At 73.1% G+C, this 26,994-nt stretch carries 26 protein-coding genes; 13 read left to right on the plus strand and 13 right to left on the minus strand.

Annotated elements, in window-relative coordinates:
- The first annotated feature begins 194 nt into the window (after positions 1–194).
- Entirely contained in the window at positions 195–1,685 is a 1,491-nt protein-coding gene (locus V5O46_RS21245) for a DNA-binding protein NsdB (protein ID WP_332886229.1), read from the plus strand.
- A gap of 46 nt (positions 1,686–1,731) precedes the next feature.
- Here V5O46_RS21245 and V5O46_RS21250 read toward each other — a convergent pair whose 3' ends face one another.
- The 3 genes from V5O46_RS21250 to V5O46_RS21260 form a co-directional block, all read right to left on the minus strand.
- Positions 1,732–3,117: a SpoIIE family protein phosphatase gene (locus tag V5O46_RS21250; protein WP_332886230.1), complete on the minus strand. Its 1,386-nt coding sequence runs from the start codon at positions 3,115–3,117 to the stop codon at positions 1,732–1,734.
- A gap of 343 nt (positions 3,118–3,460) precedes the next feature.
- The gene (locus V5O46_RS21255; protein ID WP_332886231.1) at positions 3,461–4,555 is read right to left on the minus strand and encodes a baeRF3 domain-containing protein; all 1,095 of its coding nucleotides are present in this window, start codon (positions 4,553–4,555) and stop codon (positions 3,461–3,463) included.
- 136 nt (positions 4,556–4,691) lie between these two features.
- A complete protein-coding gene (locus V5O46_RS21260) occupies positions 4,692–6,302 on the minus strand; it encodes an alpha/beta hydrolase (protein ID WP_332886232.1) in 1,611 nt (536 codons plus the stop codon).
- A gap of 274 nt (positions 6,303–6,576) precedes the next feature.
- On the opposite strand from V5O46_RS21260, the gene V5O46_RS21265 reads away from it, so the two are divergent.
- Both V5O46_RS21265 and V5O46_RS21270 read left to right on the plus strand, forming a co-directional pair.
- The gene (locus V5O46_RS21265) at positions 6,577–7,272 is read left to right on the plus strand and encodes a chaplin (RefSeq protein ID WP_332886233.1); all 696 of its coding nucleotides are present in this window, start codon (positions 6,577–6,579) and stop codon (positions 7,270–7,272) included.
- 41 nt (positions 7,273–7,313) lie between these two features.
- A complete protein-coding gene (locus tag V5O46_RS21270) occupies positions 7,314–7,859 on the plus strand; it encodes an SRPBCC domain-containing protein (protein WP_332886234.1) in 546 nt (181 codons plus the stop codon).
- 79 nt (positions 7,860–7,938) lie between these two features.
- Here V5O46_RS21270 and V5O46_RS21275 read toward each other — a convergent pair whose 3' ends face one another.
- Positions 7,939–8,379, minus strand: coding sequence for an SPW repeat protein (locus V5O46_RS21275; RefSeq protein ID WP_332886235.1), 441 nt, complete (start codon positions 8,377–8,379; stop codon positions 7,939–7,941).
- 258 nt (positions 8,380–8,637) lie between these two features.
- Here V5O46_RS21275 and V5O46_RS21280 point away from each other — a divergent pair, with 258 nt between their 5' ends.
- From V5O46_RS21280 to V5O46_RS21295, 4 genes are all read left to right on the plus strand, one after another.
- A complete protein-coding gene (locus tag V5O46_RS21280; protein WP_332886236.1) occupies positions 8,638–9,975 on the plus strand; it encodes an aldehyde dehydrogenase family protein in 1,338 nt (445 codons plus the stop codon).
- Between the two features lie 219 nt (positions 9,976–10,194).
- On the plus strand, positions 10,195–11,082 hold the full coding sequence (locus tag V5O46_RS21285; protein ID WP_332886237.1) for a glycoside hydrolase family 19 protein: 888 nt from the start codon (positions 10,195–10,197) through the stop codon (positions 11,080–11,082).
- An 872-nt stretch (positions 11,083–11,954) separates the two neighbouring features.
- On the plus strand, positions 11,955–12,350 hold the full coding sequence (locus V5O46_RS21290; RefSeq protein WP_332886238.1) for a VOC family protein: 396 nt from the start codon (positions 11,955–11,957) through the stop codon (positions 12,348–12,350).
- A 43-nt stretch (positions 12,351–12,393) separates the two neighbouring features.
- Positions 12,394–13,473 (plus strand): adenosine deaminase, encoded by a 1,080-nt coding sequence (locus V5O46_RS21295; protein WP_332886239.1) that lies wholly within the window; start codon positions 12,394–12,396, stop codon positions 13,471–13,473.
- Here the strand turns inward: V5O46_RS21295 and V5O46_RS21300 are convergent.
- The gene (locus V5O46_RS21300; protein ID WP_332886240.1) at positions 13,455–13,970 is read right to left on the minus strand and encodes a mycothiol transferase; all 516 of its coding nucleotides are present in this window, start codon (positions 13,968–13,970) and stop codon (positions 13,455–13,457) included. The genes V5O46_RS21295 and V5O46_RS21300 overlap by 19 nt on opposite strands.
- Positions 13,971–13,995: 25 nt before the next feature.
- Positions 13,996–14,880, minus strand: a complete 885-nt coding sequence (locus tag V5O46_RS21305; RefSeq protein WP_332886241.1) for a LysR family transcriptional regulator — start codon at positions 14,878–14,880, stop codon at positions 13,996–13,998.
- 136 nt (positions 14,881–15,016) lie between these two features.
- Here V5O46_RS21305 and mgrA point away from each other — a divergent pair, with 136 nt between their 5' ends.
- Entirely contained in the window at positions 15,017–16,009 is a 993-nt protein-coding gene (mgrA, locus tag V5O46_RS21310) for an L-glyceraldehyde 3-phosphate reductase (protein WP_332886242.1), read from the plus strand.
- Between the two features lie 21 nt (positions 16,010–16,030).
- Here mgrA and V5O46_RS21315 read toward each other — a convergent pair whose 3' ends face one another.
- Complete coding sequence (locus V5O46_RS21315) at positions 16,031–16,318, minus strand: DUF1905 domain-containing protein (RefSeq protein WP_332886243.1); 288 nt, start codon at positions 16,316–16,318, stop codon at positions 16,031–16,033.
- Between the two features lie 295 nt (positions 16,319–16,613).
- Between V5O46_RS21315 and V5O46_RS21320 the strand changes: the two genes are divergently transcribed.
- On the plus strand, positions 16,614–17,024 hold the full coding sequence (locus tag V5O46_RS21320) for a hypothetical protein (RefSeq protein WP_332886244.1): 411 nt from the start codon (positions 16,614–16,616) through the stop codon (positions 17,022–17,024).
- 109 nt (positions 17,025–17,133) lie between these two features.
- Positions 17,134–19,476, plus strand: coding sequence for an FHA domain-containing protein (locus tag V5O46_RS21325; protein ID WP_332886245.1), 2,343 nt, complete (start codon positions 17,134–17,136; stop codon positions 19,474–19,476).
- Between the two features lie 186 nt (positions 19,477–19,662).
- On the opposite strand, the gene V5O46_RS21330 is transcribed toward V5O46_RS21325, so the two are convergent.
- Both V5O46_RS21330 and V5O46_RS21335 read right to left on the minus strand, forming a co-directional pair.
- Positions 19,663–20,958: a streptophobe family protein gene (locus V5O46_RS21330; protein WP_332886246.1), complete on the minus strand. Its 1,296-nt coding sequence runs from the start codon at positions 20,956–20,958 to the stop codon at positions 19,663–19,665.
- 113 nt (positions 20,959–21,071) lie between these two features.
- Positions 21,072–21,650, minus strand: a complete 579-nt coding sequence (locus V5O46_RS21335; RefSeq protein WP_332886247.1) for a PRC-barrel domain-containing protein — start codon at positions 21,648–21,650, stop codon at positions 21,072–21,074.
- A gap of 154 nt (positions 21,651–21,804) precedes the next feature.
- Between V5O46_RS21335 and V5O46_RS21340 the strand changes: the two genes are divergently transcribed.
- Positions 21,805–22,257 carry an ATP-binding protein gene (locus V5O46_RS21340; protein WP_332886248.1) on the plus strand — a complete coding sequence of 151 codons (453 nt, stop codon included), beginning with the start codon at positions 21,805–21,807 and terminating at the stop codon, positions 22,255–22,257.
- A 30-nt stretch (positions 22,258–22,287) separates the two neighbouring features.
- Here V5O46_RS21340 and V5O46_RS21345 read toward each other — a convergent pair whose 3' ends face one another.
- Positions 22,288–23,175: an RNA polymerase sigma factor SigF gene (locus V5O46_RS21345; RefSeq protein WP_332886288.1), complete on the minus strand. Its 888-nt coding sequence runs from the start codon at positions 23,173–23,175 to the stop codon at positions 22,288–22,290.
- A gap of 259 nt (positions 23,176–23,434) precedes the next feature.
- Between V5O46_RS21345 and V5O46_RS21350 the strand changes: the two genes are divergently transcribed.
- A complete protein-coding gene (locus V5O46_RS21350) occupies positions 23,435–23,857 on the plus strand; it encodes a helix-turn-helix domain-containing protein (protein ID WP_332886249.1) in 423 nt (140 codons plus the stop codon).
- Between the two features lie 64 nt (positions 23,858–23,921).
- On the opposite strand, the gene V5O46_RS21355 is transcribed toward V5O46_RS21350, so the two are convergent.
- Together V5O46_RS21355 and V5O46_RS21360 are read right to left on the minus strand one after the other, a co-directional pair.
- A complete protein-coding gene (locus V5O46_RS21355; protein ID WP_332886250.1) occupies positions 23,922–24,524 on the minus strand; it encodes a ClpP family protease in 603 nt (200 codons plus the stop codon).
- Between the two features lies 1 nt (position 24,525).
- Positions 24,526–25,179 (minus strand): ATP-dependent Clp protease proteolytic subunit, encoded by a 654-nt coding sequence (locus tag V5O46_RS21360; protein ID WP_332886251.1) that lies wholly within the window; start codon positions 25,177–25,179, stop codon positions 24,526–24,528.
- Positions 25,180–25,406: 227 nt separating this feature from the next.
- Between V5O46_RS21360 and V5O46_RS21365 the strand changes: the two genes are divergently transcribed.
- Complete coding sequence (locus V5O46_RS21365) at positions 25,407–25,886, plus strand: VOC family protein (protein ID WP_332886252.1); 480 nt, start codon at positions 25,407–25,409, stop codon at positions 25,884–25,886.
- 32 nt (positions 25,887–25,918) lie between these two features.
- On the opposite strand, the gene V5O46_RS21370 is transcribed toward V5O46_RS21365, so the two are convergent.
- Positions 25,919–26,842 carry an SGNH/GDSL hydrolase family protein gene (locus tag V5O46_RS21370; RefSeq protein WP_332886253.1) on the minus strand — a complete coding sequence of 308 codons (924 nt, stop codon included), beginning with the start codon at positions 26,840–26,842 and terminating at the stop codon, positions 25,919–25,921.
- Between the last annotated feature and the right edge of the window lie 152 nt (positions 26,843–26,994).

Raw genomic sequence — 26,994 nt, forward strand, 5'->3', positions numbered from 1 at the left:
TACCCGGACCTGGCCGACGCGGACGCACCCTGGGGAATGCCCCTGCGGCGACCGGGTCGGGGTGGCGCGTTCCTACCTGACACCCGATGAGCCCTGGCACACCATCTGGCGCACCCTGGCGAACCGTGGCGAATAGTCGCCCGGCATGTCCTGCCGGGCTACTGTCAACTCAGCCGAGAACCTGGGGGCTTGACGTGAGCGGAGAACCCAACACCCGCCTGGCGGACCTGTTCGGCCTGGCCGGCTGGTCGAAGGGCGAACTCGCGAGGCTGGTCAACCGGCAGGCGGCGGCCATGGGCCACCCCCAGCTGGCGACCGACACCTCGCGGGTGCGGCGGTGGATCGACATGGGAGAGATCCCGCGCGATCCCGTGCCGCGGGTGCTGGCAGCCCTGTTCACCGAGCGTCTCGGCCGTGTCGTGACCATCGAGGACCTCGGTCTGGTCCGGCACGGGCGTGCGGGGAAACGGCAGGGCGACGGGAGCGAGCATCCCGACGGAGTGCCGTGGGCGCCCGAGCGGACCGCCGCGGTCCTCACCGAATTCACGGGAATGGACCTCATGCTCAACCGACGCGGCTTGGTGGGCGCGGGCGCCGCGCTCGCCGCGGGATCCGCACTCAGCAACGCCATGCACGACTGGCTGCACACCGACCCGGCCCTGGCTGCCGACGCTCCCGACCTCGACCATCCCCTGCACACCGCCGACCCCGCCGGGTTCGACCGCTACGAGGCCGCCCCCGTCGGGTCGCAGGAGATCGAGGAACTGGAGCGCTCGGTGGAGGTGTTCCGCGCCTGGGACGCCGCCCGCGGCGGCGGTCTCCAGCGCAAGGCGGTCGTGGGCCAGCTCAACGAAGTGGGCGGCATGCTCGCCTACCACCACCCACCCCATCTCCAGCGGCGCCTGTGGGGCGTCGCCGCCAACCTCGCCGTCCTGGCGGGCTGGATGTCGCACGACGTCGGTCTGGAACCCACGGCGCAGAAGTACTTCCTCATCGCCGCGCACGCCGCACGCGAGGGCGGGGACCGCCCCCGGGCCGGCGAGGCGCTGTCCCGGGCGGCCCGCCAGATGGTGCATCTGGGCCGTCCCGGCGACGCACTGCACCTGATGAAGCTCGCCACCTCGGGCTCCGGTGTGCAGCTGCTTCCCCGCACCAGGGCGATGTTCCACACCATCGAGGCGTGGGCGCAGGCGTCGATGGGCAAGGGCCAGGCGATGCGCCGCACCCTGGGCCGGGCGGAGGACCTCTTCGTCTCCGAGCGCAACGACATCGAGCCGCCGGACTGGATGCAGACCTTCAAGGACGAGGATCTGTACGGCATGCAGGCGCTCGCCTACCGCACCCTGGCGGAGTTCGAGCCCGGGGCGGCCACGCACGCCCAGTACTACGCGGACAAGGCCCTGGAACTGCGGATCGACGGCCGGGAGCGCTCGAAGATCTTCGATCATCTGTCCATGGCGTCGGCCTGTTTCATCGCCGACGACCCCGAGCAGGCCGACCGCTACGCCCGGCTGGCACTGATGTCGATGGGCTCCAACTCCTCCCACCGCACCTGGGACCGGCTGCGTCAGATGTACCGGCTCACGGCCGAGTACGCCGGCTATCCGAAGATCCAGGACCTGCGGGAGGAGATCCGGCTGGCACTGCCGAAAGGGAAGGGCAAGGCCGACGGCGCCCAGGCATAGCCGCACCGCCGGGGCGCGCTGCCCGGCCCGGGGGCGGTGGCCGGGGCTACGGCGTCACCCTGGCGACCAGCACACCCGGTTCGTCACCGGGGGAGAGAGGCCCGGACGCGCCGAACTCGTCCAGGAGGAGGTGTACGGCGTCCTGCGCGGTGCGGTCCTCGGCGAGCCGCGGGCCCAGGGCGAGCGGATCGCGGGGGATGTCACCGGGCTCGGCGGTGGGCAGGACCAGCAGGTCGCCGGGTTCGAGGAGCTGCTCCGCCTGCCCCTGCTGTTCCGCGTCGAGCCGGCGCCCCGTCCCGTCGCGGAACAGCAGGGGGGCGGGGTGTCCGGTGTGCGCCCACACCAGGGTGCGGGTGCCGGGCCGGTAGCGGCAGCACACGGCGCCGGCCAGAGCCGGGCGCCCGGTGGCGTCGAGCAGTCGGCCGAGCGCCTCCAGCAGCGGTCCGGGGCCGGTGCCCGCCATCGCCAGGCCGCGCAGGGTGCCCAGCAGCAGCGCCGGGTCCGGCGACTGCACGGCGGCGTGCGGCGTCAGCGTGCCCATGCTGAGCAGGAGGTCGCCGTCGGCAAGGTCGCACGCGTCGTACCACCTGCCCTCGTACCGTCCCCAGGCGTCCGGGCCCGCGTCGGGCAGCCCGCCGGCCGCCAGTTCCAGCGGCGCGGAGCGGTGCGGCGACGGGAGCCGCAGAAAGCCCGGCCGGCTCGGCGGCGCGGCCTTCTGCGGCTCCGTGCCGGCCCGGTGCCCGTCCTGCGGTCGCGGCGGATCACGGCGGAGCGAGTCACGGGTCTCGCTCACCACCCGCTGGCTGCGCCGCAGTTCGCTGACGTCCCGCAGCACCGCCCACATGGATGCGGTGCTGCCGTCGGCGTCGAGCACGGGCTCGCCCATGATGTGCACGGTCCGTGCGGGCCCGTCGGGGCGCGCGATGCGGAACTCCCCGTCGATCGGCCGGGCGTCGACGAGACAGTCCGTGACCATCGCCGTCAGCTTCGGCCGGTCCTCGTCGACCACCAGGGACGGCAGCTCGTCGAGGGTGAGCGGCCCGGCACCGGGGTCCCGGCCGAGGATCTGGTACAGCTCACCGGACCAGTCGGCCTCGTCCGTCAGCAGATTCCACTCCGCGCTGCCGACCCGGCTGAGCAGCGACCCGGACCAGGCCCGAGCGGTTTGCGGGGCCGGCGCCGGCGCCGGGGCGGGCAGCGGGCCGTCCCGCAGCTGCGCCAGGTGGGTGTCCAGATCGTCGAGCTGGTGCAGGGCGAGGTCGTAGAGGGCCCGCTGCCAGCGTTCGCGCGGGTCCGTGCCCTCGGCCTGCGCACCGCGCCGCACCGCGTCGACATCGCCCTTGAGCCGCCGCGTCTGCGATATCAACGCCTCGACCGAGCCGCGGCCCGGCGGCTGGGCGGAGGGACGGTCCGCGGAGAGATGGGACGGCATGACGCACTCCGGTGTGCAGACGGTACGCGACCAAGGCGGAACCGAGGCTGAGGGAAGGACCGTTACGACTGTTGCACAGCCCGCGTTGCCCTGTAAGGGATTTGGCAACACCCGATACGGCGATGCCGAGGGCATATGTCATAGTCTCCGCCGCGCGGCTCCGTCGCCCGGAACTGCGTACCCGCCGCAAGGCCAAACAGCAGGAGACGTAAGGGACTTGGGGGACGGGAGGGGTCGCTGCATGGGCGCCTGTGTGTTCGACGGGCGGGTGTTCGCAAAGTCCGGTGCTGCGGCCGTCCGGGAGTGCCGCCGGACGGCCGTCACCCACCTGCGGCGCCGGTGCTCAGTACCGCAGCACGCCCGCGATGCCGTCCGCGTCCGCGAGCGTGCCGTCCGGGACGAAGCGCACGTCGGCACCGGTCTCCAGGCACTGCTCGACGATCTCGTCCACGATGTCCTCGCGGGCGTCCACATCGCCGCTGCCGGCCGGCTCCAGATGGTCGCCGAGGTCGACCACCGTGGTCCGGTAGTTCTCCTCGACGGCCAGCAGCCGGACCCGGCCCGCCCGGGCGCTCTGCCAGAGCTCGTCCACGCCGGCCGCGAAGTCCCGGCGCCCGCGGGCCGACTCCAGCTCCCGGGCCACGGCGTCGGTGGAGCGGCGCGCCTCGGCGGCGAGCAGCGGCCGCACCGCCTGCCACACCGCCTCCGGGGTGCCGTGCGCCAGCCCGCCGTGCGGGATGTGCACCGCACCCCGGGCGGTGCTCGCCGCCCCGTCGAGCAGGGCCAGCGCGGCCTGCGGGCCGGTGACGTACAGCGGGCGCGGATGACGGCGCAGCACCTCGGTCAGCGCGGTGTCGGCGTCGCGCAGGAACCGGCGGATGCCCTCGTCCCGGAACGTGCTCGGTGCGTCCCCGATGCGCTCCTGGCGCTCGGGATCGAAGTTGGTCTCGGCCCTGGTCATCGGGAAGCCGCCGGTGCGGTCCTCGACGACGCGGTCCGTGCCGCCGCTCCACAGGGTGACCTGGTCGGCGGCGACGGACAGGACCCAGAACGGCCGCTCGGCCGTGTGTGCGGCGACCAGGTTGCGGGTCAGGAAGGTGTCCGAGAGCACCACGCGCTCGGGCACGCTCCGGGCCAGCGTCCACACCTGGTGCTCGCCCGGGGCGGCGAAGATCGCCAGCCCTTCCTCGGCGTGCGCCAGATCGACCTCGGCCAGCGCCGCGTCGAGCTGCCGGGCGACCTCGATACGCCGGTCCCGGCTGACGGCGGGATCGGCCTCCAGTTGCCTCTTGGCCTCGGTGACCGCGTTGCGCAGCCGGAGCCGGTCCTGGGCGTTGTCGGGTTCGCGGCGGTGCGTCGGCGTCAGCACCGACACCGCGGGATAGGGGCGGGGGCGCCGCAGTTCGGCGAGGGTGGCGGGACTGAAATCGTGCTCCATGTCAGCACGATAGGACCGATGAGCCGGTCGGGCATTCGGAGTATCCCCGAACATCGGGGACATGCGGTCGCGGGGCGCGCAGCCCGGCGGCGCGTTCCGGCGGTGCAGCCCGCCGGAACGCGCCGTCGCCCGTCGCTCAGGCGCCCTCGCCGCCGTCCTCGCCCGCGGGGTCCGGGGAGCCGCAGGAGCTGCCGCTGGGCGGCAGGGAGCCGTAGAGCAGGAAGTCGTCGACCTTGCGGTGCACGCACTCGGAGGAGGCGTACCCGGTGTGCCCCTCGCCCTTGTTGTCCAGCACCACCGCGGACGGGCCGAGCCGCGCGGCCGTCTGCACGGTCCAGCGGTACGGAGTCGCCGGATCGCCGCGGGTGCCGACCAGCAGCATCTTCGGTGTGTCCAGGTCCTTGACCTCGTCCCGGATGTAGTCGGTGCCCTTGGGACGGCCGTAGCACATCAACACCTGGGTGAGCCGGTAGCGGCCGAAGACCTCCGAGGCCTCCTCGTACCGCTCGCGCAGCCGCTCCAGGGAGCGGGTGACCTGCTCCGCGGTGGGGCGGTCGGGGTCGTCGGCGCAGTTGATCGCCATCAGCGCCGCCGGGAGGTTGTCCAGCGGGATGTCCTCCGGGTCGGTGAGGCCGCCGTCCGCCGCGCGCCGTACCGGGAAGGTGACGCCGCCGGAGACGAAACCCTCCAGGGCACTCGGGTCGCCGTGCTCCACCAGCAGGGCGAGGGACCGGGCCAGCAGGGGCCACAGCTCGCGGCTGTACAGGGCCTGCCCGACGGCACCCACCAGGTCCTGCCCGGTGAACGGTTCGCCGAACGCGGTCGGCAGCGGATCCTCGTCCAGCGAGCGGACGAGCTGCACCATCTGCCGGCGGGCGGTGCGGGAGTCCTGGCCGAAGGGGCAGCCCACGCCCTCGGTGCACCAGAGGAGGAAGTGCTCCAGCGCCCGCTGCTGCCCCCGGGCGCCGGCCAGCCCCTGCTCGGTGAGGGGCTCGGTCAGGGTGTCCACCCCGTCCAGCACCATCCGGCCCACCCGGTCGGGGAACTGTGCCGCGTACACCGCGCCGAGCCGGGTGCCGTAGGAGAAGCCCAGGTAGTTGAGCCTGTCGTCGCCGAGCGCCGCCCGCATCACATCCAGGTCGCGGGCGGCGTCGACGGTGCCTATGCGGGGCAGGACCGGACCGGAGTGCTCGGCGCACTCGGCGGCGGCGCTGCGCAGCTGACGGAGCACCTCCTCGGGGTCGCGCAGATCCTCGTCCCCGTCCGTCGCCTCCATGATCTCCACGGAACCGGGTCCGCAGCTGACCGGCGAGGACCGGCCGACCCCCCGGGGGTCGAAGCCCACCACGTCGTAGCCGTTGGTCAGATGCATGAACTCCTTGCCGCCGACGGCGAGTCCGGTGACGCCCGAGCCGCCCGGGCCGCCGAAGTTCAGCAGCACCGAGCCCCGGGAGTCACCCGTCGCCCGGTGCCGGGCCAGGGCCAGGTCGAGGGTTCCCGCGTCCGGGCGGCCGTAGTCGAGCGGCACCGTGACCTTCCCGCACTGCAGGTCGTCGGGCATGTCCAGGCCCTTGCAGGCGGACCAGCCGATCGTCTGGTCGTAGAAGCGCGACAGGCCGGGCGTCCCCTCGCCGTCGCCGTCGTCCGCGGCCACGGCGGGCAGCCCCGCCCCGAGCAGAGCCGGCACCAGCGCACCGATGACCGCACAGCGCCGGAGCGAGGACCGTATCGAGAGCCTGACCTGCATCGATGCCTCCCGGGCGCCCCGTCGCGGACCGGAGATCGGCGCCTTCGCTCACCATAAGCGGCACCCCGGGGCCGCGCCTCCGGGCGGGCGGACCCCCCCGCATGTCTCGCACGCGTGTGCGAGACGCGAGTGTGTGCGGCTTCTTTGCCGCTCGTTCGACAAACGGGCCACTCGATGGAGTGAAAGGCCGATAAGCCATAACTCGGATGGTGCGCCCGCGTTTTATCCGGTGCGGGCGAGCGCCCGTGACCATGTCTGGAAGGCAGGGAACCTCATGCGAAGGGTTACCCGATACGGTGTGCTCGCCGTCGCCGCCTCCGGCGCGATGGCCGTGACGGTCCCGGCGTCGGCGCACGTCTCCGGCGGAGCCGCCGCGGACGGGACCGCGGCGGGCTCGCCCGGGCTGATCTCCGGCAACACCGTGCAGCTGCCGGTGCACCTCCCGGTGAACGTCTGCGGGAACACCGTGAACGTGGCCGGACTCCTCAACCCCGCCGCGGGCAACGGCTGCGCCGCCACCGGCCGCGCGGACCGGGAGGGCGACCGCGCGCGCGACGACGGGGCGGGCGGCCCCGCGTCGTCCGGCACGGCCGCCGCCGGGAGCCGCGGAAAGGATTCACCGGGTGTGCTCTCCGGCAACGGCGTGCAGCTGCCCGTCCGCCTCCCCGTGAACGTCAGCGGCAACTCGGTGAACGTGGTGGGCGTCGGCACCCCGGCGACCGGCAACCAGTCCGTGAACGGTCCCGGAGAGCGCCCCTCGCGCCCGCAGCGCCCCGCCGAGCCGGCCCCCCAGCCGCCCGCACCGCCCGCCGACCGCCCGATGCCGGCGCCGGAGGAGGCCCGGCCGCCCACCGGTGCCCTCGCGCACACCGGCACGGACGCGATGCTCCCGGCCCTGGCGGGCGGCGTCGCGTTCGTCCTCGGCGGCGCCGTCCTCCACCGGCGCTTCCGGCCCGGGGCGAACGCCTGACGCGACCGGACGACGTCCACGCCCCCGACGGCGGCCGGCCTGTGCGGCGGTGCAACCGGGGGCGGACGGGGAGGGGCGGGGCGAACCGGCGGCTACCGCCGATCCCCCGCGCCCGCCGCGGCAGCGGCGGTGCGGCGCGGATCTCCTCCGTCGGCTCCGGCGCCGGGCCGTCCGGCGCCGCTCCGGGCGGGACCGCGCGCACCTGTAGCGCCCCTCCGGTCCGGCGGGCACTCCCGGCGCAGTCACCCGGGCAGCCCGGATCGCGCTGGGCGCACGTCCGCACCGACGGCTCCGGCGTCGTGGGCGTCGTGGGCGTCGTGGAGGTGAGCGAACGCCCCCACCGGCTGGTCACCACCTGGGCCGAGCCCGGAGACGAGGAGCGGTCCGACCGGCACTCCCGGGTGACGTTCGACATCCGCCGGCACGCGGACATCGTCCGCCTGACCGTCACCCACGAGAATCTCGCCGGCGAGACCGAGCGCGCCCAGGTCGCGGTGGGCTGGCCGGCGGCGCTGTCCAACCTCAAGTCGATGCCGGAGACCGGCAGTCCGCTCGCACAGGAGCCCTGGCTGGTGCCGAGCGACTGAGCGGCGGCCGTCCGGCGCTGCACGGGCCGGTCCGCAGGGTGCGGACCGGCCTGTTGCCGGTGGGTGCTTCCCGGGGCCGCTACGCCTTGGGGGCGCTCCTCGCCGCCGTACCGGCGCAGACGAGCCCCAGAAGCACGGCCAGGGCACCGATGACGACGTTGTTCCACACGACGCCGGCGTCCGGGCTGGTGCCGACGATCCAGGGCGAGATGATCATCCACACGCCGATGGCGCACATGGCCCAGCTCAGGCCGTACATGCGCTCCGGGGCCCTGGTGAACCCGAGGGCCAGCAGACCGATCGCGATGCCCATGATCAGGTTGTGGGGAACGAGCGCGGGCTGGCTCGCCGTGTAGTGGACTATCCACGGCGACACGGCACAGTACAGGCCGAGCAGGAACACCGGCCCGTCCACGAGTGCCACGTCACGCCCGCCGAGCATGCGGGCGTAGCGGGCCCGCATCTCCTGGGCATCAGGATGGCTCGATATGTCACCTCTGGTGTGCGAGACGTTGGCCATGAGTCGTCTCCTTTGACTGACAGGGCCGACCGCTTCTGATGCGGTATGCGGTAAGCACCGCGTATGTTCATTCTGCTCTTATTTAGCCCTTATGTGTAGTGGTGGGAGCGGTGTGCGGTGATGGAGGCCGATCCGTGGAACACATGTCGGCGACAAAAGGTTGGCATATACATCTGATGCCGCCGGGCCGTCACCGGACCGTCCGGCGCCACCCCGACCGCGGGCCGGGACGCCCGCGCGCACCACGAGTGAGGCACCGTGAACCATCCCGCCCCCGAGAGCCCCGCCCCCGAGCCGCCGGCCGACGCCGTGGCCCGGCTGCGCGGCACCTACCGCACCGGCCGCACCCGGCCCGTCGGCTGGCGGACCGGCCAACTGCGCCGACTGCGCGCCCTGCTCACCGAGGGTGGCCCGGACCTGGCCGCCGCGCTCCGCGCCGACCTCGGCAAGAGCTCCGCCGAGGCGCACCGCACGGAGATCGACTTCACTGTCCGCGAGATCGACCACACCCTCGAACGCCTCGACGGCTGGCTGCGCCCCGAGCCCGCCCCCGTCCCGGAGCACCTCGGCGCGGACGCCCGGGCCTGGACGCAGTACGACCCTCTCGGCGTCGTCCTCGTCATCGCGCCCTGGAACTACCCTGTCCAGTTGCTGCTCGCCCCGATGGTCGGCGCCCTGGCCGCGGGCAACGCGGTGGTCGCCAAGCCGAGCGAGCTGGCACCCGCCACCTCCGCTGCGCTGGCCCGGCTGCTGCCCGGGTACCTCGACACCGACGCCGTCGCCGTGGTCGAGGGCGGCGTCCCGGAGACCACCGCACTGCTCGCCGAGCGGTTCGACCACATCTTCTACACGGGCAACGGCACCGTCGGCCGCATCGTGATGCGCGCCGCCGCCGAACATCTCACCCCGGTCACCCTCGAACTGGGCGGCAAGTCCCCGGCGTTCGTCGACCGCGGCACCGACCTCGACGTGGTCGCCGACCGGCTGGTGCGCGGCAAGTTCCTCAACGCCGGCCAGACCTGCGTCGCCCCCGACTACGTGCTCACCGACCCGGGGACCGCCGGGGCCCTCGAAGGCGCCCTGGCCCGCGCCGTCGAGGCGCTGTACGGCACCGACCCGGCGGCCTCCCCGGCTTACGGCCGGATCGTCAACGAGCGCCACTACGACCGGCTGGCCGGTCTGCTCGGCTCCGGCCGGGTGGTCGTCGGTGGCGTCGGTGACCGGAGCGCGAAGTACCTCGCGCCGACCGTGCTCGCCGATGTCGACCCCGCGGCACCGGTGATGCAGGAGGAGATCTTCGGTCCGATCCTGCCGATCGTCACCGTCGCCGGCCCCGACGAGGCCGTCGGATTCGTGAACGAGCGCGACAAGCCGCTCGCCCTGTACGTGTTCACCGACTCCGCCGAGGTGCGCGAGCGGTTCGCCGCGGAGACGTCCTCGGGCGGCCTCGGCCACGGGCTGCCGCTGGCTCATCTCACCGTCTCCGACCTGCCGTTCGGCGGGGTGGGGGAGAGCGGAATGGGCAGCTATCACGGCCGCTGGTCGATCGAGACGTTCAGCCATCGAAAGGCGGTGCTGGAGAAGCCGCTGGGCTGAGTCCGCCGCGCGCCCGGCGCCGGCCCGCCGAAATCCGGTGGGGCCGAACTGGTCTACACCCTTGACTGGTACAGACCAAAGCGATTGAGTGTGGCACCACAACCCCCCACCACGGCCGCCCCCGACGCCGTGGCCGGCCGGGCCGGCACGCGCACCCGGGGCTCCGCCCAGCCCTGCGCGGGCACGGGAGCGGCCGTGTCCCGCAAAGGAGTTGACCAGGTGTCGAGACGCCGTATCTCCGCCCTCGTGACCACCCTCGCCCTCGCGGGCACCGTCCCGGTGCTGCTGCCTGCCGGGCCGGCCGCCGCCGCACCCTGTTCCAGCTATCCGAACTGGGTGGCCGGCAGGTCCTACGCCGCCGGTGACATCGTCCGGTACACCGACGGCCGGGCCTACATCGCCGAGCACGCCAACCCGGGCTACGACCCGACGATCAGCACCTGGTACTGGGACCCGTACGCCTGCGGCGGCTCCGAGACCCCCGTCGGCGACTTCGTGGTCACCGAGGCCCAGTTCAACCAGATGTTCCCGGGCCGGAACTCGTTCTACAGCTACGGCGGTCTGACCGCCGCGCTCAGCGCCTACCCGGGCTTCGCCAACACCGGAAGCGACACCACCAAGAAGCAGGAGGCCGCGGCCTTCCTCGCCAACGTCAGCCACGAGACCGGCGGACTGGTCCACATCGTCGAGCAGAACACCGCCAACTACCCGCACTACTGCGACTGGAGCCGGCCCTACGGCTGCCCGGCCGGACAGGCCGCCTACTACGGGCGCGGCCCGATCCAGCTCAGCTGGAACTTCAACTACAAGGCCGCCGGCGACGCCCTCGGCCTCGACCTGCTCAACAACCCGTGGCTGGTGCAGAACGACGCGGCCGTGGCCTGGAAGACCGCCCTGTGGTACTGGAACACCCAGTCCGGCCCCGGTTCCATGACCGGCCACAACGCCATGGTCACCGGCGCCGGCTTCGGCCACGCCATCCGCTCCATCAACGGCTCCCTGGAGTGCGACGGCCGCAATCCGGCGCAGGTGCAGAGCCGCGTGAGCAAGTACCAGCAGTTCGCCCAGATCCTCGGCGTTCCGACGGGAGGCAACCTGTACTGCTGACCGGCCGCGCCGGAACCGTCGCACGGCGCCCCGGCCCGGTCCACGGTCCCCGCGGGCGCCGTCGGCGTCCCGCCGTGGGGCGCCCGTCCGTCCCGCCCGTCCGCCCGCCCGTCCGCCCGTCCGTCCGGCCCGTCCGTCCGGCCCGTCCGTCCGCCCGTCCGTCCGGCCCCGCCGGGCGGGCCGACGGGCCTGCTCCGGAGCCCGGTGTGCGAGCGGTGCCCCTAGGCGGTCCACGCCCCGTTCCGCATCAGATGCCGCCCCTGCTGCTCCCGCTCCTCGTGCCAGGCCTGGACCGCCTCGGGGCGTACCCGGAAGTACGCGTAGGAGCCCCCGGCCTCGCGCGGGTCCCAGCCGGTCTTGCGGAGGAACGCCTGCGCCCGCCGCCGACGGCACCTCCCGAGCCGTGATCGACTCCACGACGCCGTCGATCAGTACGACGTCCCGGGTGTGCCCGAACGCCGGCCGGGTCCGGCCTCCCGCACGCAGATTGCGGCCGGTCGGGTTGGTGAGCCGCGTGGAGAGCCACACGGCCTCTCGGTGCCGTACGAACCACGGCGGGACCAGGCAGGGCAGCCCGGTGGCGTCTGCCGACGCCACCCAGATGTCCAGCTCCCGCTCCAGCCGGTCCAGGGTGTCCCGCTCGGCCGCTCGGGGCTTCGGGGCGGTTCGGTGATCTTCATGGAGCAGCACGCTGGCCGACGGCTCCCCGGTGCGCCTCCGGCTCGAGAACGGGGACCGCGGACCTGGGCCGCGGGGGCGGGCGTGGGGGCCCGAGCCGGCGGAGAAGGGCGGACGGACGTGAGCCGGACACTGGCGTCGCGCGCGTTTTACGTATAACCTCTCCGGTCAATCGTCCGCACCGGAAGGTCCCGATGCCCCGTATCGCCCTGGTCGCCCTCGTGGTCGACGACTACGACGAGGCGATCCGCTTCTACACCGAGGCCCTCGGCTTCCGCCTCGCCGAGGACACGCCCCGGCCCGACGGCTCCCGCTGGGTCGTCGTCGAGCCGCCCGGGTCCGTGCCGGGCACCGGGCTGCTGCTGGCCCGCGCCAGGGGCGAGGGGCAGCATGCCCGGGTCGGCGACCAGACCGGGGGGCGCGTCGGGTTCTTTCTGCACACCGACGACTTCGCCCGCGACCACGCCCGGATGGCCGCCGCCGGCGTGACCTTCCTGGAGACTCCCCGGCACGAGCCGTACGGCACCGTCGCCGTCTTCCAGGACCTGTACGGCAACCGCTGGGACCTGCTCCAGCCTGCCGTCGACTGACCACCCGCACGACCGCTCACCGACAGCCGAGGAACGACCGCATATGTCATCTACGCGCATAGACACCGATGTGATCCGCCGCCTGCCCAAGGCGGTCCTGCACGACCACCTCGACGGCGGCCTGCGCCCCGCCACCGTCGTGGAGCTGGCCCGGGCCGTCGGTCACACCCTGCCGACCACCGACCCCGACGAGCTGGCCGCCTGGTACTACGAGGCCGCCAACTCCGGCGACCTGGTGCGCTACATCGCCACCTTCGAGCACACCCTCGCCGTGATGCAGACCCGCGAGGGACTGCTGCGCACCGCCGAGGAGTACGTCCTGGACCTCGCCGCCGACGGCGTCGTCTACGGAGAGGTCCGCTACGCCCCCGAGCTGATGCTCAAGGGCGGGCTGACCCTGCCGGAGGTCGTGGAGACCGTCCAGGAGGGGCTGGCCGCCGGCATGGCGAAGGCCGCGGCGGCCGGGACCCCCGTGCGCGTCGGCACCCTGCTGTGCGGCATGCGGATGTTCGACCGCACCAAGGAGACCGCCGACCTGGCCGTGGCCTTCCGGGACGCCGGTGTCGTCGGCTTCGACATCGCGGGCGCCGAGGACGGTTTCCCGCCCGCCGACCACCTGGCCGCCTTCGAGCACCTGCGCCGCGAGAACGTGCCCTTCACCATCCACGCCGGCGAGGCCCACGGTCTGCCCAGCATCCACCAGGCGCTCCAGGTGTGCGGCGCCCAGCGCATCGGCCACGGTGTGCGCATCACCGACGACATCCCCGACCTCGGCTCCGGCAAGCTGGGCCGGCTCGCCGGCTGGATCCGCGACCGCCGGATCGCCCTGGAGATGTGCCCCACCTCCAACCTGCAGACCGGCGCCGCGACCTCCATCGCCGAGCACCCGATCACCGCGCTGAGGGACCTCGGCTTCCGGGTCACCCTCAACACCGACAACCGCCTGGTCTCCGGCACCACGATGACCCGGGAGATGTCCCTGCTGGTGGAGCAGGCGGGCTGGACGGCCGCGGACCTGCGCACGGTCACCGTGAACGCGGTGAAGAGCGCCTTCATCCCGTTCGACGAGCGCAGCGCCCTGATCCGGGACGTCGTCCTGCCGGGCTACGAAGCCGCGCTCTGAAGCAGCCCGCGCACATAAGCGGCCTGTCCGGCGTGCTGGAGATCGTCGGACAGGACGCTGACCAGCCGCACCCCCAGGGTGACCGGCGGGTCCCAGCCTTCGTCCACGATCCGCTCCAGGTCCTTGGCGGTCACCGAGCGCAGGGCGCCGAGGGTCTGCTCGTGCACCGCGTCGTAGTAGCCGGTCAGCAGGTCCGCCGAGTCGACGCGCACCTCGGCGACCTTGGCGGAGCTGTGGCCGTATCCGGTGTCGTGGCGGGGGAGGCCGAGTCCGAAGCGCTTCCCCCAGCCCCCGGCGAGCCACACCTGGTCGAGGCCGAAGGCATCCGCGATGTGGTCGTCCTGGACGCGGGTGAGGTGCCAGACCAGCCAGGCGACCGAGTTGGCGTCGCCCCCGGGGCGGGCGTTCAGCTCGTCGGGTCCGAGGCCCTCGACGGCGGCACGGACCTCTTCCCGGATGCGGCCGTAGCCCTCGACGAGGATGTCCTTCGCATGCATGCGTCCACCATGACTCACCCGCCGCTCAGGCGCCGCCCGTTTCCAGCAGCCTCATCAGCGCCCGGGCCGCCGGGCTGGTGATCGGCTCGGGCGGCAGCAGCGCGACGGTCTCGTAGACCGCCTCGCCCGTGTCCCTCAGCGGCAGCGAGGCCAGCGACGCCCGCTTGTGCCGGAAGTGCCGGGGCACCACTGCGACGCCGAGGTTCTCGTCCACCAGGTCGAGCAGCCCGTGCACGTCGTTGACCTCCAGCGTGACCGTCCGCCGCACCCCGGCCGCGGCGAAGGCGGCGTCGGTCACCCGGCGCGGCCCCCAGTCCGGGTGGAAGTCGACGAAGACCTCGTCGGCGAGGTCCGGCGGACCCGTCACCGCGGGACCGCCCGCCAGCCGGTGGCCGGGGTGGCACAGCAGCGTCATCGGCTCGCTGTTCAGTGGCACCGAGCGCAGCTGGTCCGGGTCCGGCCGGGTCCGGTAGGCGAAGGCGAGGTCCAGGCGTCCGGCGGCGACCTCCTCCGCCAGTTCGTCCGACCCGGCCTGCCGCAGCCGGATCTCCACGTCCGGGTGGCGCTGCCGGAACGCGGCCAGCAGCCGGGCCACCGGCACCCCGGCGATGCACTGCTCGGTGCCCAGCGACAGCGTGCCGCGCAGCACTCCCTGCACGGCGGCGACCGCCTCGTGCGCGGAGCGCACCTGGGCCAGGATCCGCCGCGCCTCGCCCAGCAGGGCCCGCCCGGCCTCCGTCAGCGTCACCCGGCGGGTCGTCCGCACGAACAGCGGGGTCCCCAGCTCCCGCTCCAGTGCCCGGACGGAGGCCGACAGCCCGGACTGGGAGACCAGCAGCCGCTCCGCCGCACGGGTGAAGTGCCGGTCCTCGGCGACGGCCACGAAGTGCCGGAGATGGCGCAGTTCCATGACTGAGAAGCGTAGGCGCTGAATCCGATCGGATTCTCCTGTTGGACCGCTGCCCGCCGATCGCGCGAGAGTACCTACCCGTACGCACCGGCTCCCGGCAGCCGGTGCCCCCGGTGCCAATCCCTCTGGAGTCGCGTTGTACACCGCACACCCCGACCGATACGCCGACCAGCCCTACCGGCGGAGCGGACGCAGTGGCCTGAAGCTCCCCGCGCTCTCGCTCGGGCTGTGGCACAACTTCGGCCCGGACCGCCCGGTCGAGACCCAGCGCGCCATCCTGCGCCGCGCCTTCGACCTCGGCGTCACCCACTTCGACCTGGCCAACAACTACGGGCCGCCGCCCGGCGCCGCCGAGTCCGCCCTCGGCGCGGCGCTGCGCACCGACTTCGCGCCCTACCGCGACGAACTGGTGATCTCCACCAAGGCCGGCCACCTGATGTGGCCGGGCCCGTACGGTGAGTGGGGATCGCGCAAGTACCTGCTGTCCTCGCTCGACCGGAGCCTGCACCGCATGGGCCTGGAATACGTCGACGTCTTCTACTCGCACCGCCCGGACCCGGAGACTCCGCTGGAGGAGACGATGGGCGCCCTGCACTCGGCGGTCCGGCAGGGCAAGGCCCTCTACGTCGGTGTCTCCAACTACTCTGCCGAGCAGACCCGCGAGGCCGCCCGGATCCTCGCCGACCTGGGCACCCCGCTGCTGATCCACCAGCCGCGCTACTCGATGCTCGACCGGCGCCCGGAGCGCGAGGGGCTGCTCGACGCCCTGGACGAGCTGCGGGTCGGTTCCATCGCCTACTCCCCGCTGGAGCAGGGCCTGCTCACCGCCCGGTACCTCGACGGGATCCCCGAGGACTCCCGCGCCGCGAGCGACAGCCCCTTCCTGAGCTCGGAGAAGGTCACCGGGCAGCTGGTGGACCGGCTCCGCGGCCTGGACGGGATCGCCCGGTCCCGCGGGCAGTCGCTGGCCCAGATGGCGCTGGCCTGGGTACTGCGCGGCGGCCGGGTGACCTCCGCGCTGGTCGGCGCCAGCAGCCCGCGCCAGCTCGAGGACAGCGTCGCGGCCACCCGGAACCTCGACTTCGACGCCGAGGAACTGGCCCGGATCGACGCGGTCCTCCAGGCGTAGCGGCGCCGACGGAGCCCGGTCTCAGGGGTTCAGGCGCTCCTCCAGGCGCACGGTGACGGTGTCGCCCTCCTGCTTGCCGATGGCCCGCCGGATCTCCGCCTTCACGGGCAGCATGTGGGTGCCGTCCCCCAGCGCCATGAAGGAGCTGCGGAAGGGGTGCCCGTCGATCGTGCCGCGGACCTTGACCAGTCCGCGGGTGCCGAAGAACTCCACGGAGCGGGGCCAGGCCAGACAGGTCCAGCCGCCCTCGCCCGGGTTGCGGCGCAGTACGGCGGTGAATTCCTCGGGAAGCTCTCCGGTCGTGGCCATGACGTCCTCCGCTGCCGATTCCGTCGCCCGGCGGTCCGTCGCCCGGCGGTCCGCCAACGGGCTCGTCACAGGGGAGACCGCCGACGGCGGGAGAACTCATCGCGTTCTGGCCACCGTGGCCGGTGAATATGCCAGGAGACTGGCCGGAAAGTCGTGGTGACAGTGTTTCAGCAGTCAACATACTCGACCTCAGGGCCGCCTCACCGCACGCGACAGCGCCCTCACACACCGCACACGATCCGCAGTGGCGCCCGGCCGGACCCGCCGGTGGGCCGGGCGACGGGGGAGGGGACCAGTGCACGACGAGTTCCTGTGCCATGTCACCGCGTACGGCGTCTGCGACGGCCGCCGTGTCGGCGTACCCCTGGGCACCTACCGGGCGCCCACCCTCGCCCTCGCCCTGTGGTGGCTGCGCGACCGCGCCTCGTGGATCGCCGAGCGCCTCGATCCGCAGCCGGACACCCCTCACCTGCCGCCCGGAGTCCTGACCCCGGTCGCCGACACCGTGCCCGACGTGCCGGCGGTGCTCCGCGCCTGGTGCGCCGACGACGCACGGCAGGAGCGGGTCGCCGACGACCTGGCCGCGGGGCGGCTGGTGCGCATCGCCACCAGCGACGACACCACCGAGTACGAACTGCTCGCCGAGTCCGTGGACGCCCTGCGCATGCAGCGCGCCGCGCCGCCCCTGCTGGTACCCGTCGGCTGAGCCGCACCCGTCCGACGGCCTCGGCCGCGCGGCGTCTGCGCCTGCCGCTCGGCCCGGCAGCACCAGCACCGCCCGGGCGCATGCATGGGCAAATCGGTAGAATTCTGGCATGGCTGAGCGACCGGGCGCTCCGACCGCGCCCGAACTCGTCCTGGAGACCGACACCGGCTCCACGGTGATGAGTCCGAGCCGCGACTACCACGTCGGGCGGGACCCGTTGAGCGACATCGTCATCGACGACGACCGGGTCTCGTGGCACCACGCTGTGCTGCGGGCGGAGCACGACCACTGGACGCTCCAGGACGAACACAGCGCCTACGGCACGTACGCCGACGGGCACCGCATCGACGCCCGGGACGTCGGCCCCGGCAGCGTCATCCACTTCGGCAGTCCCGCCGACGGCCCCCGGATCATCCTGACCGACCGGCCCATCCAGGCGGTCCCCGATCGCCTCGCCGTCGTCTCCCACCCCGCGCTGACCTCGACCTACCGGCAGCCCACGCACGTACGTCCGCTGCCCACCCGCACGGTCCGCATCGGCCGTGCCGCCGACAACGACCTCGTCGTCGACGACCTGATCGTCTCCCGGCACCACGCCGAACTGCGTACCCAGGCCGACGGCACGTACGAGATCGTCGATCTCGGCAGCCACAACGGCACCTACCTCAACGGGCTGCGCGTCACCGCCGCGCTGATCGGCCCCGGCGACATCATCGGCGTCGGCCACTCGGACTTCTGCCTGGTCGACGACACGCTCCAGGAGTATGTCGACACCGGTGAGATCTCCCTCGATGTGCAGGACCTCACGGTCGCCGTCGAGGGCGGCAGCAAGACCCTGCTCGACGACGTGTCCTTCCCGGTCGGAGTGGACTGCCTGCTCGCGGTCGTCGGACCCAGCGGCGCCGGGAAGTCGACGCTGCTCAACGCCCTCACCGGGCAGCGGCCCGCCGACCGCGGCACCGTCCTCTACGACGGCCGCGACCTCTACCACGACTACCCGGAGCTGCGTCAGCGCATCGGCCTCGTGCCGCAGGACGACATCCTGCACTCCCAGCTGACCGTCCGCAGCGCCCTGTCCTACGCCGCCGAACTGCGCTTCCCGCAGGACACCGCCAAGGCCGAGCGGCTCGCCCGGATCGACGAGGTGATGCGCGAACTCGGGCTGGAGCAGCGCGCCGACCAGCCCGTGCACAGCCTCTCCGGCGGCCAGCGCAAGAGGGTCAGCGTCGCCCTGGAGCTGCTCACCAAGCCGTCGCTGCTCTTTCTCGACGAGCCGACCTCCGGCCTGGACCCCGGCATGGACCGCTCGGTGATGCACATGCTGCGCGGCCTCGCCGACGACGGGCACACCGTCATCGTGGTCACCCACAGCGTGCTCAACCTCGACGTGTGCGACCGGCTCCTCGTTCTCGCGCCCGGCGGCAAGGTGGCCTACTACGGCCCGCCCGACAGGGCCCTGCCGTTCTTCGAGTTCGATCAGTGGCCCGAGGCCTTCGAGGCCTTCGAACTGGACCGGGACCGCGACTGGGCCGGCCGGTTCGCCGGCTCCGCGCTGCACCGGCGCTACGTCGCCGACGAGGACGGCCAGCCGCACCGGCCCCGCTCCGGACCCGTCGAGATCGAACCACCGCCGCGGCCGCGCAGCAGGTTCGCCCAGCTGCGCACGCTGGTACGCCGCTACACGGCCGCGCTGAGCGCCGACCGCACCTTCCTCGCCGTGATGATCGCCCTGCCCTTCGTGATGGGTGCGATGGCCCGTGCCCTGGCCGGCGGCGAGCTGACCCAGCAGACCGCGATCAACACGCTGCTGATCCTCTGCGTGGGCGGAGTGCTCACCGGCGCGGCCAACGCGGTGCGCGAACTGGTCAAGGAACGCGTGATCTACCAGCGGGAGCGGGCCGTGGGCCTGTCCAGATCGGCGTATCTGATGTCCAAGATCGTCGTTCTCGGCGGGATCACCGTCGTCCAGGCCGTGGTGCTCACCCTCGTCGCCCTGCTCGGCGTGGATCTCAACGCGCCGGGCGGGCAGGGCGTGCTGCTGCCACCGCTGCTGGAGATCACCATCGCCGTCGCCCTGCTGGCGTTCACCGCGATGATGCTCGGGCTGCTGGTCTCCGCGCTGGTGCGCAAGGAGGAGGTGACGATGCCGCTGCTGGTGCTGCTCGCCATCGTCCAGGTGGTGTTCTGCGGCGCCCTGCTCAAGCTGGAGGGCGTGCCCGGTCTGGAACAGCTGTCCTGGCTGGTGCCCTCCCGGTGGGCGCTGGGCGCCATGGCCGGGACCATCGGACTGGGCTCCATCTCGCCCGGCGAGCGGACCTCGGATCCCCTGTTCGCGCACACGGTGGACGTCTGGCTGCTCGACGTCGGCATGCTCGTCGTGCTCTCCGCGGTCTTCGGCTTCGTCGTCTCCCGGCTGCTGCGCCGCCACGAGCCGGTCGTGATGCGGAAGTAGGCAGCGGCCGCCGCACCGGGTACGTCCGGTGCCCAGGGCACGGGGCCGTCCTCCCCGTCCTCCCTGTCCGGCCCGGCGTCGTCGGCGGACCCGGGGCCGACCCCGGAGCGGACCGGGGCGACGGTGCCGCGCCCGTCCCCGCCGTCCCCGCCGTCGCGGACGCCGTGGGCTCCGGAGGGCCCGCCGCTACTCGGACCCGTACCCGACCACGCCCCGCCCGCGCCGTACCAGCCACCGTGCGAGCAGCGCGCCGAGGAATCCGGTGACCAGCCCCCACGCCACGGCCAGGCCGACCGCGCCCCACAGCCGGGGCCGCAGGAACACGTCCCCGGACAGGCCGCCGCCCAGATCGCCGATGCCCAGCACCGACAGCCCGTAGTGCGCGGTGACCCGGCCCACCAGGCAGATCATCAGCACCGTCAGGGCCAGCGCGACCGCCATGTGCACGGCGTGCCGCCACGGAGGCAGCCGGGCCGGGGTGCGGGCCGCCATCACACAGCCGGCGGCGAGCAGCAGCACCACGTCGACCACCAGCAGCCACCACACCCGGCCGTCGTGCTCGGACAGCGTGCCCAGGTTGAGCGCCGAGACCTCCTGGCCGCGCAGCACCTCGTCCAGGATGTGCGGCATCGGCAGCCCGAACGGCCCCTCCACCCGCCCGTCCCAGGTCGCCCCCATCCCGATGGTCAGCGACAGCCACACCAGGTTCGGCAACCCGAGCAGCATCACCGCGAAGGTCTCCGCCGGATGGCCCTCCGTCCCCGCCACGACCAGCCCCACCACCACCCCGATCACCACGTAGGCGAGCAGCAGCAGCACCATGGTGTACGCCGCCGGCCGCAGCGGCGTCTCCAGCTGCAGCAGCCGCCCCGGCAGCGGTGCGCCGTGCGGGACCAGCAGGGCCAGCGCCAGCACCCCGGCCAGCCACAGCAGCCCGAACAGCACGGTCAGCGGCACGTCGGTGGTGAAACCCACCGTCGGTTCGATGCCGAACAGGTCGCCGAGGTCGTCCGGTCCGCCCTCCTCCAGAGGGACCTGGAAGGTCTGCCGTGCGGCGAAGGCCAGCCCCAGCAGGGCGGCCAGCCACAGCACCGCGATCCGTCCGGCCCAGTCCGCCAGCTCCGCGGATCCGGCGACCGCGCGGTGGTGGAGTGGGCGCAGAAAACCCCAGGCGACCACCAGCGCCCCGGCCAGTGTGACCGACAGCGGGATCACGGTCAGCGACGCCTCGGTGCCGACGATCCCCCCGGCGTCGCCGGACAGTTCCACGGCCCCGCCGACGGACGTCACCACGGTCGCCGAGACGATCCGCGGGAAGGCGTCCCCGCCCAGGTCCGTGGCGCCGGCCGCCCACAGGCCGAGCGAGGCGACGACACCCATGGCGATCAGCCCGGCCAGCACCGTGCCGAGCGCCTGCGGCCAGCCGTGCCGCGCGGCGGTCGCAGGGTCGGCGGCGGTGCGGGGAGACGTCGGCGGACTCACCCTGCCACGCTAAGCAGGGCCCGATCTGGTCGCCCGCCGAGCGGGGCCGTCCGCGTCTGCCTGCACACACCACCGGACCGGGTGCCGGGACCGTGCACGCGGCGGGAACGGCCTCACGCCGGGGGGTCCCGGCCGTCCCCCGGCCGGCCGGGGGACGGTGCGGAGAGGCCGTCCAGGCCGTCGGCGGCGTGCCGGACGGCGTCGGCCGGCAGTACGAGGGTCCGGCCGGAGACGGTGACGGGTTCGCCGCGCGGTACGTACACCGTGCGCCTGCGGCGGTGCGAGACCGGTCCGAACCGTCTGTTCGGGGCCACCCGGAAGCCGACCACCCGGCCGGCGGTGCCGCCCTCCACCACGTCCAGCACCGTGCCCACCTCCGTGCCCTCGTCGGTCAGCACCCGCGTCCCCAGCAGCCGCCCGCCCTCGCTCTCCTTCCGCGCCACCGCGGCGGAGACCTCCGTCAGGGCCCGTGCGTCGCGGACCATCACCGCGTCGTGGCCCAGCGCGTGCACCGCGGGCCAGGGCAACAGCCGCAGCGGGCCGGGCAGCAGACCCCGCCCGCTCAGGGTGAAGCCCGCGATCCGCCCGGCCCCGGCGTCGAAGACGGTGTCCCTGACCTCGGCGACAGCGTCGCCGTCCAGGGTGACCACCGGGCGGGTCGTCAGGCTGCGCGAGGCCATCAGCTCCTCCATCGCACGCCCTTCCCGCCGTGCTCTTCCCCTCGGGTGCCCGGCCCGGATGTGACGATGCCCGCACTGCGGATCGGGGGGACTGTGCGGCCGTGGCCGGGGTACGAGGACTGGTGCAGCAGCATCCGGCCAGTCCGGCATCCGAGAGAGAGACGCATTGATCGAGCACCTGGACGGGGCAGTGATACCGACTGGTTTCGACGTGCCCGTGGAACCACTGCGGCGTGCGGCGCACTACACCGGTGACCCGGGGAGCATCGCCGAGGCGCGTTCCTTCGCCTCGGCCTTTCTCGACCAGCTCAGGACGGAGTGGTGCGCGACCGTCGGCCCACGGGTCGACGGCGCGGTGCTGCTGGTGGTGAGCGAACTCGTCACCAACGCCGACCGGCACAGCGAGGGTCCGTACATCCTGGAACTGGAGGGCACGGACGTCTCCGTGACGGTGTGCGTCTACGACAGCAGCGGTGTGGTCCCGCAGCCCTCCCCCCGCGACCCGGAGCGCGTCGGCCGGCACGGGCTGGAGATCGTGCACGCCCTGGCCCGCGATGTCGCCGTCGAGCGGGTGCCGGTCGGCAAACGCGTGCGCGCCGTCCTGCCGCTCGACGGCTGACGGGGCGGCGGGGCCGCCCCGTCCCCGCGCTCAGGCGCAGTCCAGTTCGCCCAGCATCCCCTTGCGCAGCCGGGTGATGATCCGCCGGATCAGCCGGGACACATGCATCTGCGAACAGCCGAGCCGCTCGCCGATCTCCGCCTGGGTGGCCTCCTCGACGAACCGCATATGGATGATCCGCCGGTCGCGTTCGCTCAGCTCGGCCATGAGCGGGGCCAGCGCATGGCAGTCCTCCACGAGCCGCAGCCCGTCCTCCTCCATGCCGATGAAGTCGGCGAGCACCGCCTCCCCGCTCTCGGGGCCGTCACCGGTGAGCGCCGCGTCCAGGGAGGAGGAGTTGTAGCCGTTGGAGGCGATCTGGCCCTCGATCACCTCGTCCTCGGAGATGTTCATCAGCGTGGCCAGTTCGGCCACCGTGGGCTCGCGGTCCAGCCGGCCCGCCAGTTCCTCGCGGGCCTTGGCCAGATCCACCCGCAGCTCCTGCAGCCGGCGCGGCACATGGACCGCCCATGTGGTGTCCCGGAAGAACCGCTTGATCTCACCGACGATGTACGGCACCGCGAAGGAGGTGAACTCGACCTCCCGGGACAGCTCGAACCGGTCGATGGCCTTGATCAGGCCGATCATCCCGGTCTGGACGATGTCCTCCATGTCGTTCCCGCGGTCGCGGAACCGGCCGGCGGCGAACCGCACCAGCGACATGTTCATCTCGATCAGCGTGTTGCGCACGTACTGGTGCTCGGGTGTGCCCTCCTCCAGCTCCGTCAGCCGCCGGAAGAACCGGCGGGACAGCTCGCGCGCGTCGCGCGGGGCCACGGACCGTGGGTCCGCGACATCCGGCAGCGATCCGTCGCCGGTGCCGGTCCCGGTGGTCTCCTCGACAACCTCTGCCTGCGACTGGATCACGGCGGTGTCCATTCCCTCTCCCACGAAAGTCACGGTTTGGTCTCGCTGAGCCCTTCGCGGATGCAGATACCCGGGTCGATGCGGCGCATGCCCATCGATGTCCCGGGTGGCGGAAAATCATCGACGATTTTTTGGTGAATACTCCTTTTGTCAGATTACGCCCCGCTGGCGTGAGCTGCGTGGCGGTCAACTTCCGGCCGAAGCCGGGAATTCCCCTCACGGCGGAACGCCGCGCCCTTTCCTCCGCGCCGGGCGCTTCTAGGCTGAAGCGGTGAGCAGCCGAGCGCCGAACGAAGCCCGAGTCATCCCCCTGCACCCGCCCGCCGGGCGCCGGGGAGCCCGCCCCGCCGCCGTCTCCCCGGCCGGCCCGGACACCGCGCCCGCTCCCCGGGAGCCGCTCTGGCGCGATCTGGTCGGGGAGGTGCTGCGCCGCGAACGCCTCGCCCAGGAGCGCACGCTGAAGGAGGTGGCCGAGGACGCCCGGATCTCCATGCCGTATCTGTCGGAGGTGGAGCGCGGGCGTAAGGAGGCCTCGTCCGAGGTGCTCGCCGCCGCGGCCCGCGCCCTCGGCCTGGGCCTGGGCGACCTGCTGTCCCGGGCCCACGCGGAGCTCACCCGTCCGGCGGCCCCGCCCAGGACCACCGGCCGCGGTACACCCGGCGGACGCCACGGCGGACTGTGCCTGGCCGCCTGACGCAGACAACGGGCCGGTGCCGCCCGCCGCTGTCGTGGCGGCACCGCACCGGCCCAACCCGGTCTCAGACCGCCGTCGTGCGCCTGCCGAGCACCTCGTCGGCCAGCCCGTACGCCACCGCCTCCGCCGCGGTGAACACCTTGTCGCGGTCCATGTCCGCGCGCAGCGTCGCCACGTCGTGCCGTGTGTGCCGGGCCAGTACCTCCTCCACCTGGGAGCGGATCCGGACCATCTCCTTGGCCTGGAGCGCCAGATCGGACACCGTGCCCCGGCTGCCGCCGGTGGCCGGCTGCCCGAGCAGCACCCGCGCGTGCTCCAGCACGAACCGCCTCCCGGGGTCCCCTCCGGCCAGCAGCACCGCCGCGGTGGACGCCGCCTGCCCGACGCAGAACGTCGAGACCGGAGACCGGACGAAGGTCATCGTGTCGTAGATCGCCATCAGTGAGGTGAAGGAGCCGCCGGGGGAGTTGAGGTAGACCGCGATCTCGTTCTCCGGCGCTGCCGACTCCAGATGGAGGAGTTGCGCGATGACGACGTTGGCGACGCCGTCGTCGATCTCGGTACCGAGGAAGATGATCCGCTCGGACAGCAGGCGGCTGAACACGTCGTAGGACCGCTCACCCTGCGGGGTGCGCTCCACGACGCTGGGAATCGTGTACGCACCCATCTCACAGCCCCATCCGTCGTCGCGCGGCGGCCGGGCGCACATCGGCGAGGGACTCCACGACCCGGTCCACCATCCCGTACTCCCTGGCCTCCTCGGCCGTGAACCAGCGGTCCCGGTCGCCGTCGCGGGAGATGGTCTCCGGCGACTGCCCGGTGTGCTCGGCGGTGATCCGCTCGATCGTCCGTTTGGTGAACTCCAGGTTGTCCGCCTGGATCTCGATGTCGGCCGTGGTGCCGCCGATGCCCGCCGACGGCTGGTGCATCATGATGCGCGCGTTCGGCAGGGCGTACCGCTTGCCGGCGGCGCCGACGCTGACCAGGAACTGGCCCATGCTGGCGGCGAATCCCATCGCCAGCGTGGCCACGTCGTTCGGGATCAGCCGCATCGTGTCGTAGATGGCCAGCCCCGCGTGCACCGAGCCGCCGGGGCTGTTGACGTACAGACCGATGTCGGTGCGCGGGTCCTCGGCGGACAGGATCAGCAGCTGGGCGCAGACCCGGTTCGCGGAGACCTCGTCGACCTGGGTGCCCAGCAGCACGATGCGCTGCGCGAGCAGCTGTGCGGCCAGCTGGTCGTCGAACCGTGTCGGAGGGGTGTCGCCCTCCTCCGCACGGGGCAGCGGGGCCGGCCCGGGGCCGGCGGTCAGTGGAGACATCGGCGCTCCTTGTCGAGTCGTCGGTGGGGATCCTGCGCGGCTGGTCGCCGCCGCGCTCTCCACTCTGGGGCCGGCTCGGTCCCCGGCGGGGGTTCCTCTGCCCGCGGCAGATTCGCCAGGGGCAGAGCCGTGCGGGCCGTCCGGGAGACCGGTTGCCCGTGGACCGATGAGTTCCGGGGCACCGCACGGTCGACAGTGATGACCGGTTTCCACGCCAGGAGGCACGCATGACCACCGACGGATTCATCACATGTCTCTGGTTCGACGGCCAGGCCGAGGAGGCCGCGGACCACTACGTGTCGATCTTCAGGAACGCCGCCATCGGGCGGGTCACCCACTATGACGAGGCCGGCATGGGCACGTCCGGCGACGTGCTGACGGTGGAGTTCACGGCCAACGGCCACCCGTTCGTGGCGCTCAACGGCGGCCCGCAGTTCCGGTTCACCGAGGCGGTCTCCTTCCAGATCCTCTGCGCCGACCAGGACGAGATCGACTACTACTGGAGCAGGCTCGCCGAGGGCGGCGAGGAGGGCCGGTGCGGATGGCTCAAGGACCGGTTCGGGGTGTCGTGGCAGGTGCTGCCCGCCGGCCTCACCGACATGATCGCCGACCCCGACCCGGAGGCGGCGGCCCGCGCGACCCGGGCGATGCTGGCGTCGAGGAAGTTCGACATCGCCGCCCTGGAGAAGGCACACGCGGGCGGGTGAGCCGGCCGGAGGCCCCGGCGGTGCCCCGCACCTCAGCGGAGTGCGGCCCCTTCGCCGACCACGCGGGTGATCTCCCGGGCCATGCGCAGGATGCCGGGGGAGCGGACCGGGCACGGCCGGGGCGTGGAGGTCGTCGGCGCCAGGCAGAAGTGCAGGTGGTCGTCGTCGCGGTGCAGGGCAGCACGGTCACGGGCCGGCTCGGTGCAGTACTCGGCACGGGCCCGCTCGTACTCCGTGCACGGCAGGTGCTGCACCCAGGCGTAGCGGGCCCCGGCCCGGCTCACCGTCCTCCCGGCGTCGGCGACCAGATCGCCGGAGGCCCGCGCCGCGCGCTCGTAGACGCCGTTCACCAGCCGGACCCGCTCGGGCGTGACGGGGTCGGGGCCCTGCAGCACCCACACGATCCGCGGCCGGTGCGCCCCGCCCGCCGCCGCGATCTGCTCGGTGAGCCGCCGCGCGTCGGCCTCGAACCGCTGGGCGTAGCGCCGGCGCGAGGCGTCGTACGTGATCTGGTCCATGCAGGGGGTGTAGCCCCAGGAGTTGCCCCAGAACTGCAGCACCACGACGTCCGGCCGCACCGAGCGCACCAGGGCCGCCGCCTTGTGGCGGGCGGGCACCAGGGACCGGCCGGGGACGCCCTCCAGGTAGTCGCACAGCGTGGTCCCCGAGTACGGCGCGCTGGTGTAGGCGGCCCGCAGCCGCTCGCGCAGCTCCTGTCCGAGGATCTGCTGGTTCTCCATGGCGAGCGAGTCGCCGAGGTAGAGCACCCGGGGCGGATTCGCGGGCACCGAGGAGCTCGGGGAGGCGGCGTCCGGGCCGGCGGCGGCCCGCCGGTGGGTGGTGGCCGGGCCGCCCGGCGCGGTCGGCGGCGGCCCGGCCGGTTCGGACGCCGGATCCTGGCACCCACCGAGCAGTACCCCGCCCAGCAGCAGCCCAGCGACCCACGCCCTGCGCATACGGCAACTCCCGCCCCCGCCACCGAAAGGGCCCCCAGGCAAACACACCCGGGCCGTGCGCGGAAGACGTCCGCCGGTCGGAAGGCGCTGCTCGGCGCGCGCACCCGCAGGCGGATGAGTAGCGTGAGGAACCGGGCCGAACACCGGCAGAC

The organism is Streptomyces poriticola (genome assembly GCF_036689765.1).
GTDB lineage: Bacteria > Actinomycetota > Actinomycetes > Streptomycetales > Streptomycetaceae > Streptomyces > Streptomyces poriticola.

What these genes read in the sequence shown, in the direction of transcription:
- V5O46_RS21335 (WP_332886247.1), bottom strand. Translation starts at nt 21,650, where the DNA reads ATGGAGGAGCTGATGGCCTCGCGCAGCCTGACGACCCGCCCGGTGGTC.
- V5O46_RS21345 (WP_332886288.1), bottom strand. Translation starts at nt 23,175, where the DNA reads ATGGACACCGCCGTGATCCAGTCGCAGGCAGAGGTTGTCGAGGAGACC.
- V5O46_RS21260 (WP_332886232.1), bottom strand. Translation starts at nt 6,302, where the DNA reads ATGCAGGTCAGGCTCTCGATACGGTCCTCGCTCCGGCGCTGTGCGGTC.
- V5O46_RS21275 (WP_332886235.1), bottom strand. Translation starts at nt 8,379, where the DNA reads ATGGCCAACGTCTCGCACACCAGAGGTGACATATCGAGCCATCCTGAT.
- V5O46_RS21355 (WP_332886250.1), bottom strand. Translation starts at nt 24,524, where the DNA reads ATGGGTGCGTACACGATTCCCAGCGTCGTGGAGCGCACCCCGCAGGGT.
- V5O46_RS21305 (WP_332886241.1), bottom strand. Translation starts at nt 14,880, where the DNA reads ATGGAACTGCGCCATCTCCGGCACTTCGTGGCCGTCGCCGAGGACCGG.
- V5O46_RS21300 (WP_332886240.1), bottom strand. Translation starts at nt 13,970, where the DNA reads ATGCATGCGAAGGACATCCTCGTCGAGGGCTACGGCCGCATCCGGGAA.
- V5O46_RS21290 (WP_332886238.1), top strand. Translation starts at nt 11,955, where the DNA reads ATGCCCCGTATCGCCCTGGTCGCCCTCGTGGTCGACGACTACGACGAG.
- V5O46_RS21250 (WP_332886230.1), bottom strand. Translation starts at nt 3,117, where the DNA reads ATGCCGTCCCATCTCTCCGCGGACCGTCCCTCCGCCCAGCCGCCGGGC.
- V5O46_RS21360 (WP_332886251.1), bottom strand. Translation starts at nt 25,179, where the DNA reads ATGTCTCCACTGACCGCCGGCCCCGGGCCGGCCCCGCTGCCCCGTGCG.
- V5O46_RS21325 (WP_332886245.1), top strand. Translation starts at nt 17,134, where the DNA reads ATGGCTGAGCGACCGGGCGCTCCGACCGCGCCCGAACTCGTCCTGGAG.
- V5O46_RS21265 (WP_332886233.1), top strand. Translation starts at nt 6,577, where the DNA reads ATGCGAAGGGTTACCCGATACGGTGTGCTCGCCGTCGCCGCCTCCGGC.
- V5O46_RS21365 (WP_332886252.1), top strand. Translation starts at nt 25,407, where the DNA reads ATGACCACCGACGGATTCATCACATGTCTCTGGTTCGACGGCCAGGCC.
- V5O46_RS21295 (WP_332886239.1), top strand. Translation starts at nt 12,394, where the DNA reads ATGTCATCTACGCGCATAGACACCGATGTGATCCGCCGCCTGCCCAAG.
- V5O46_RS21255 (WP_332886231.1), bottom strand. Translation starts at nt 4,555, where the DNA reads ATGGAGCACGATTTCAGTCCCGCCACCCTCGCCGAACTGCGGCGCCCC.
- V5O46_RS21370 (WP_332886253.1), bottom strand. Translation starts at nt 26,842, where the DNA reads ATGCGCAGGGCGTGGGTCGCTGGGCTGCTGCTGGGCGGGGTACTGCTC.
- V5O46_RS21315 (WP_332886243.1), bottom strand. Translation starts at nt 16,318, where the DNA reads ATGGCCACGACCGGAGAGCTTCCCGAGGAATTCACCGCCGTACTGCGC.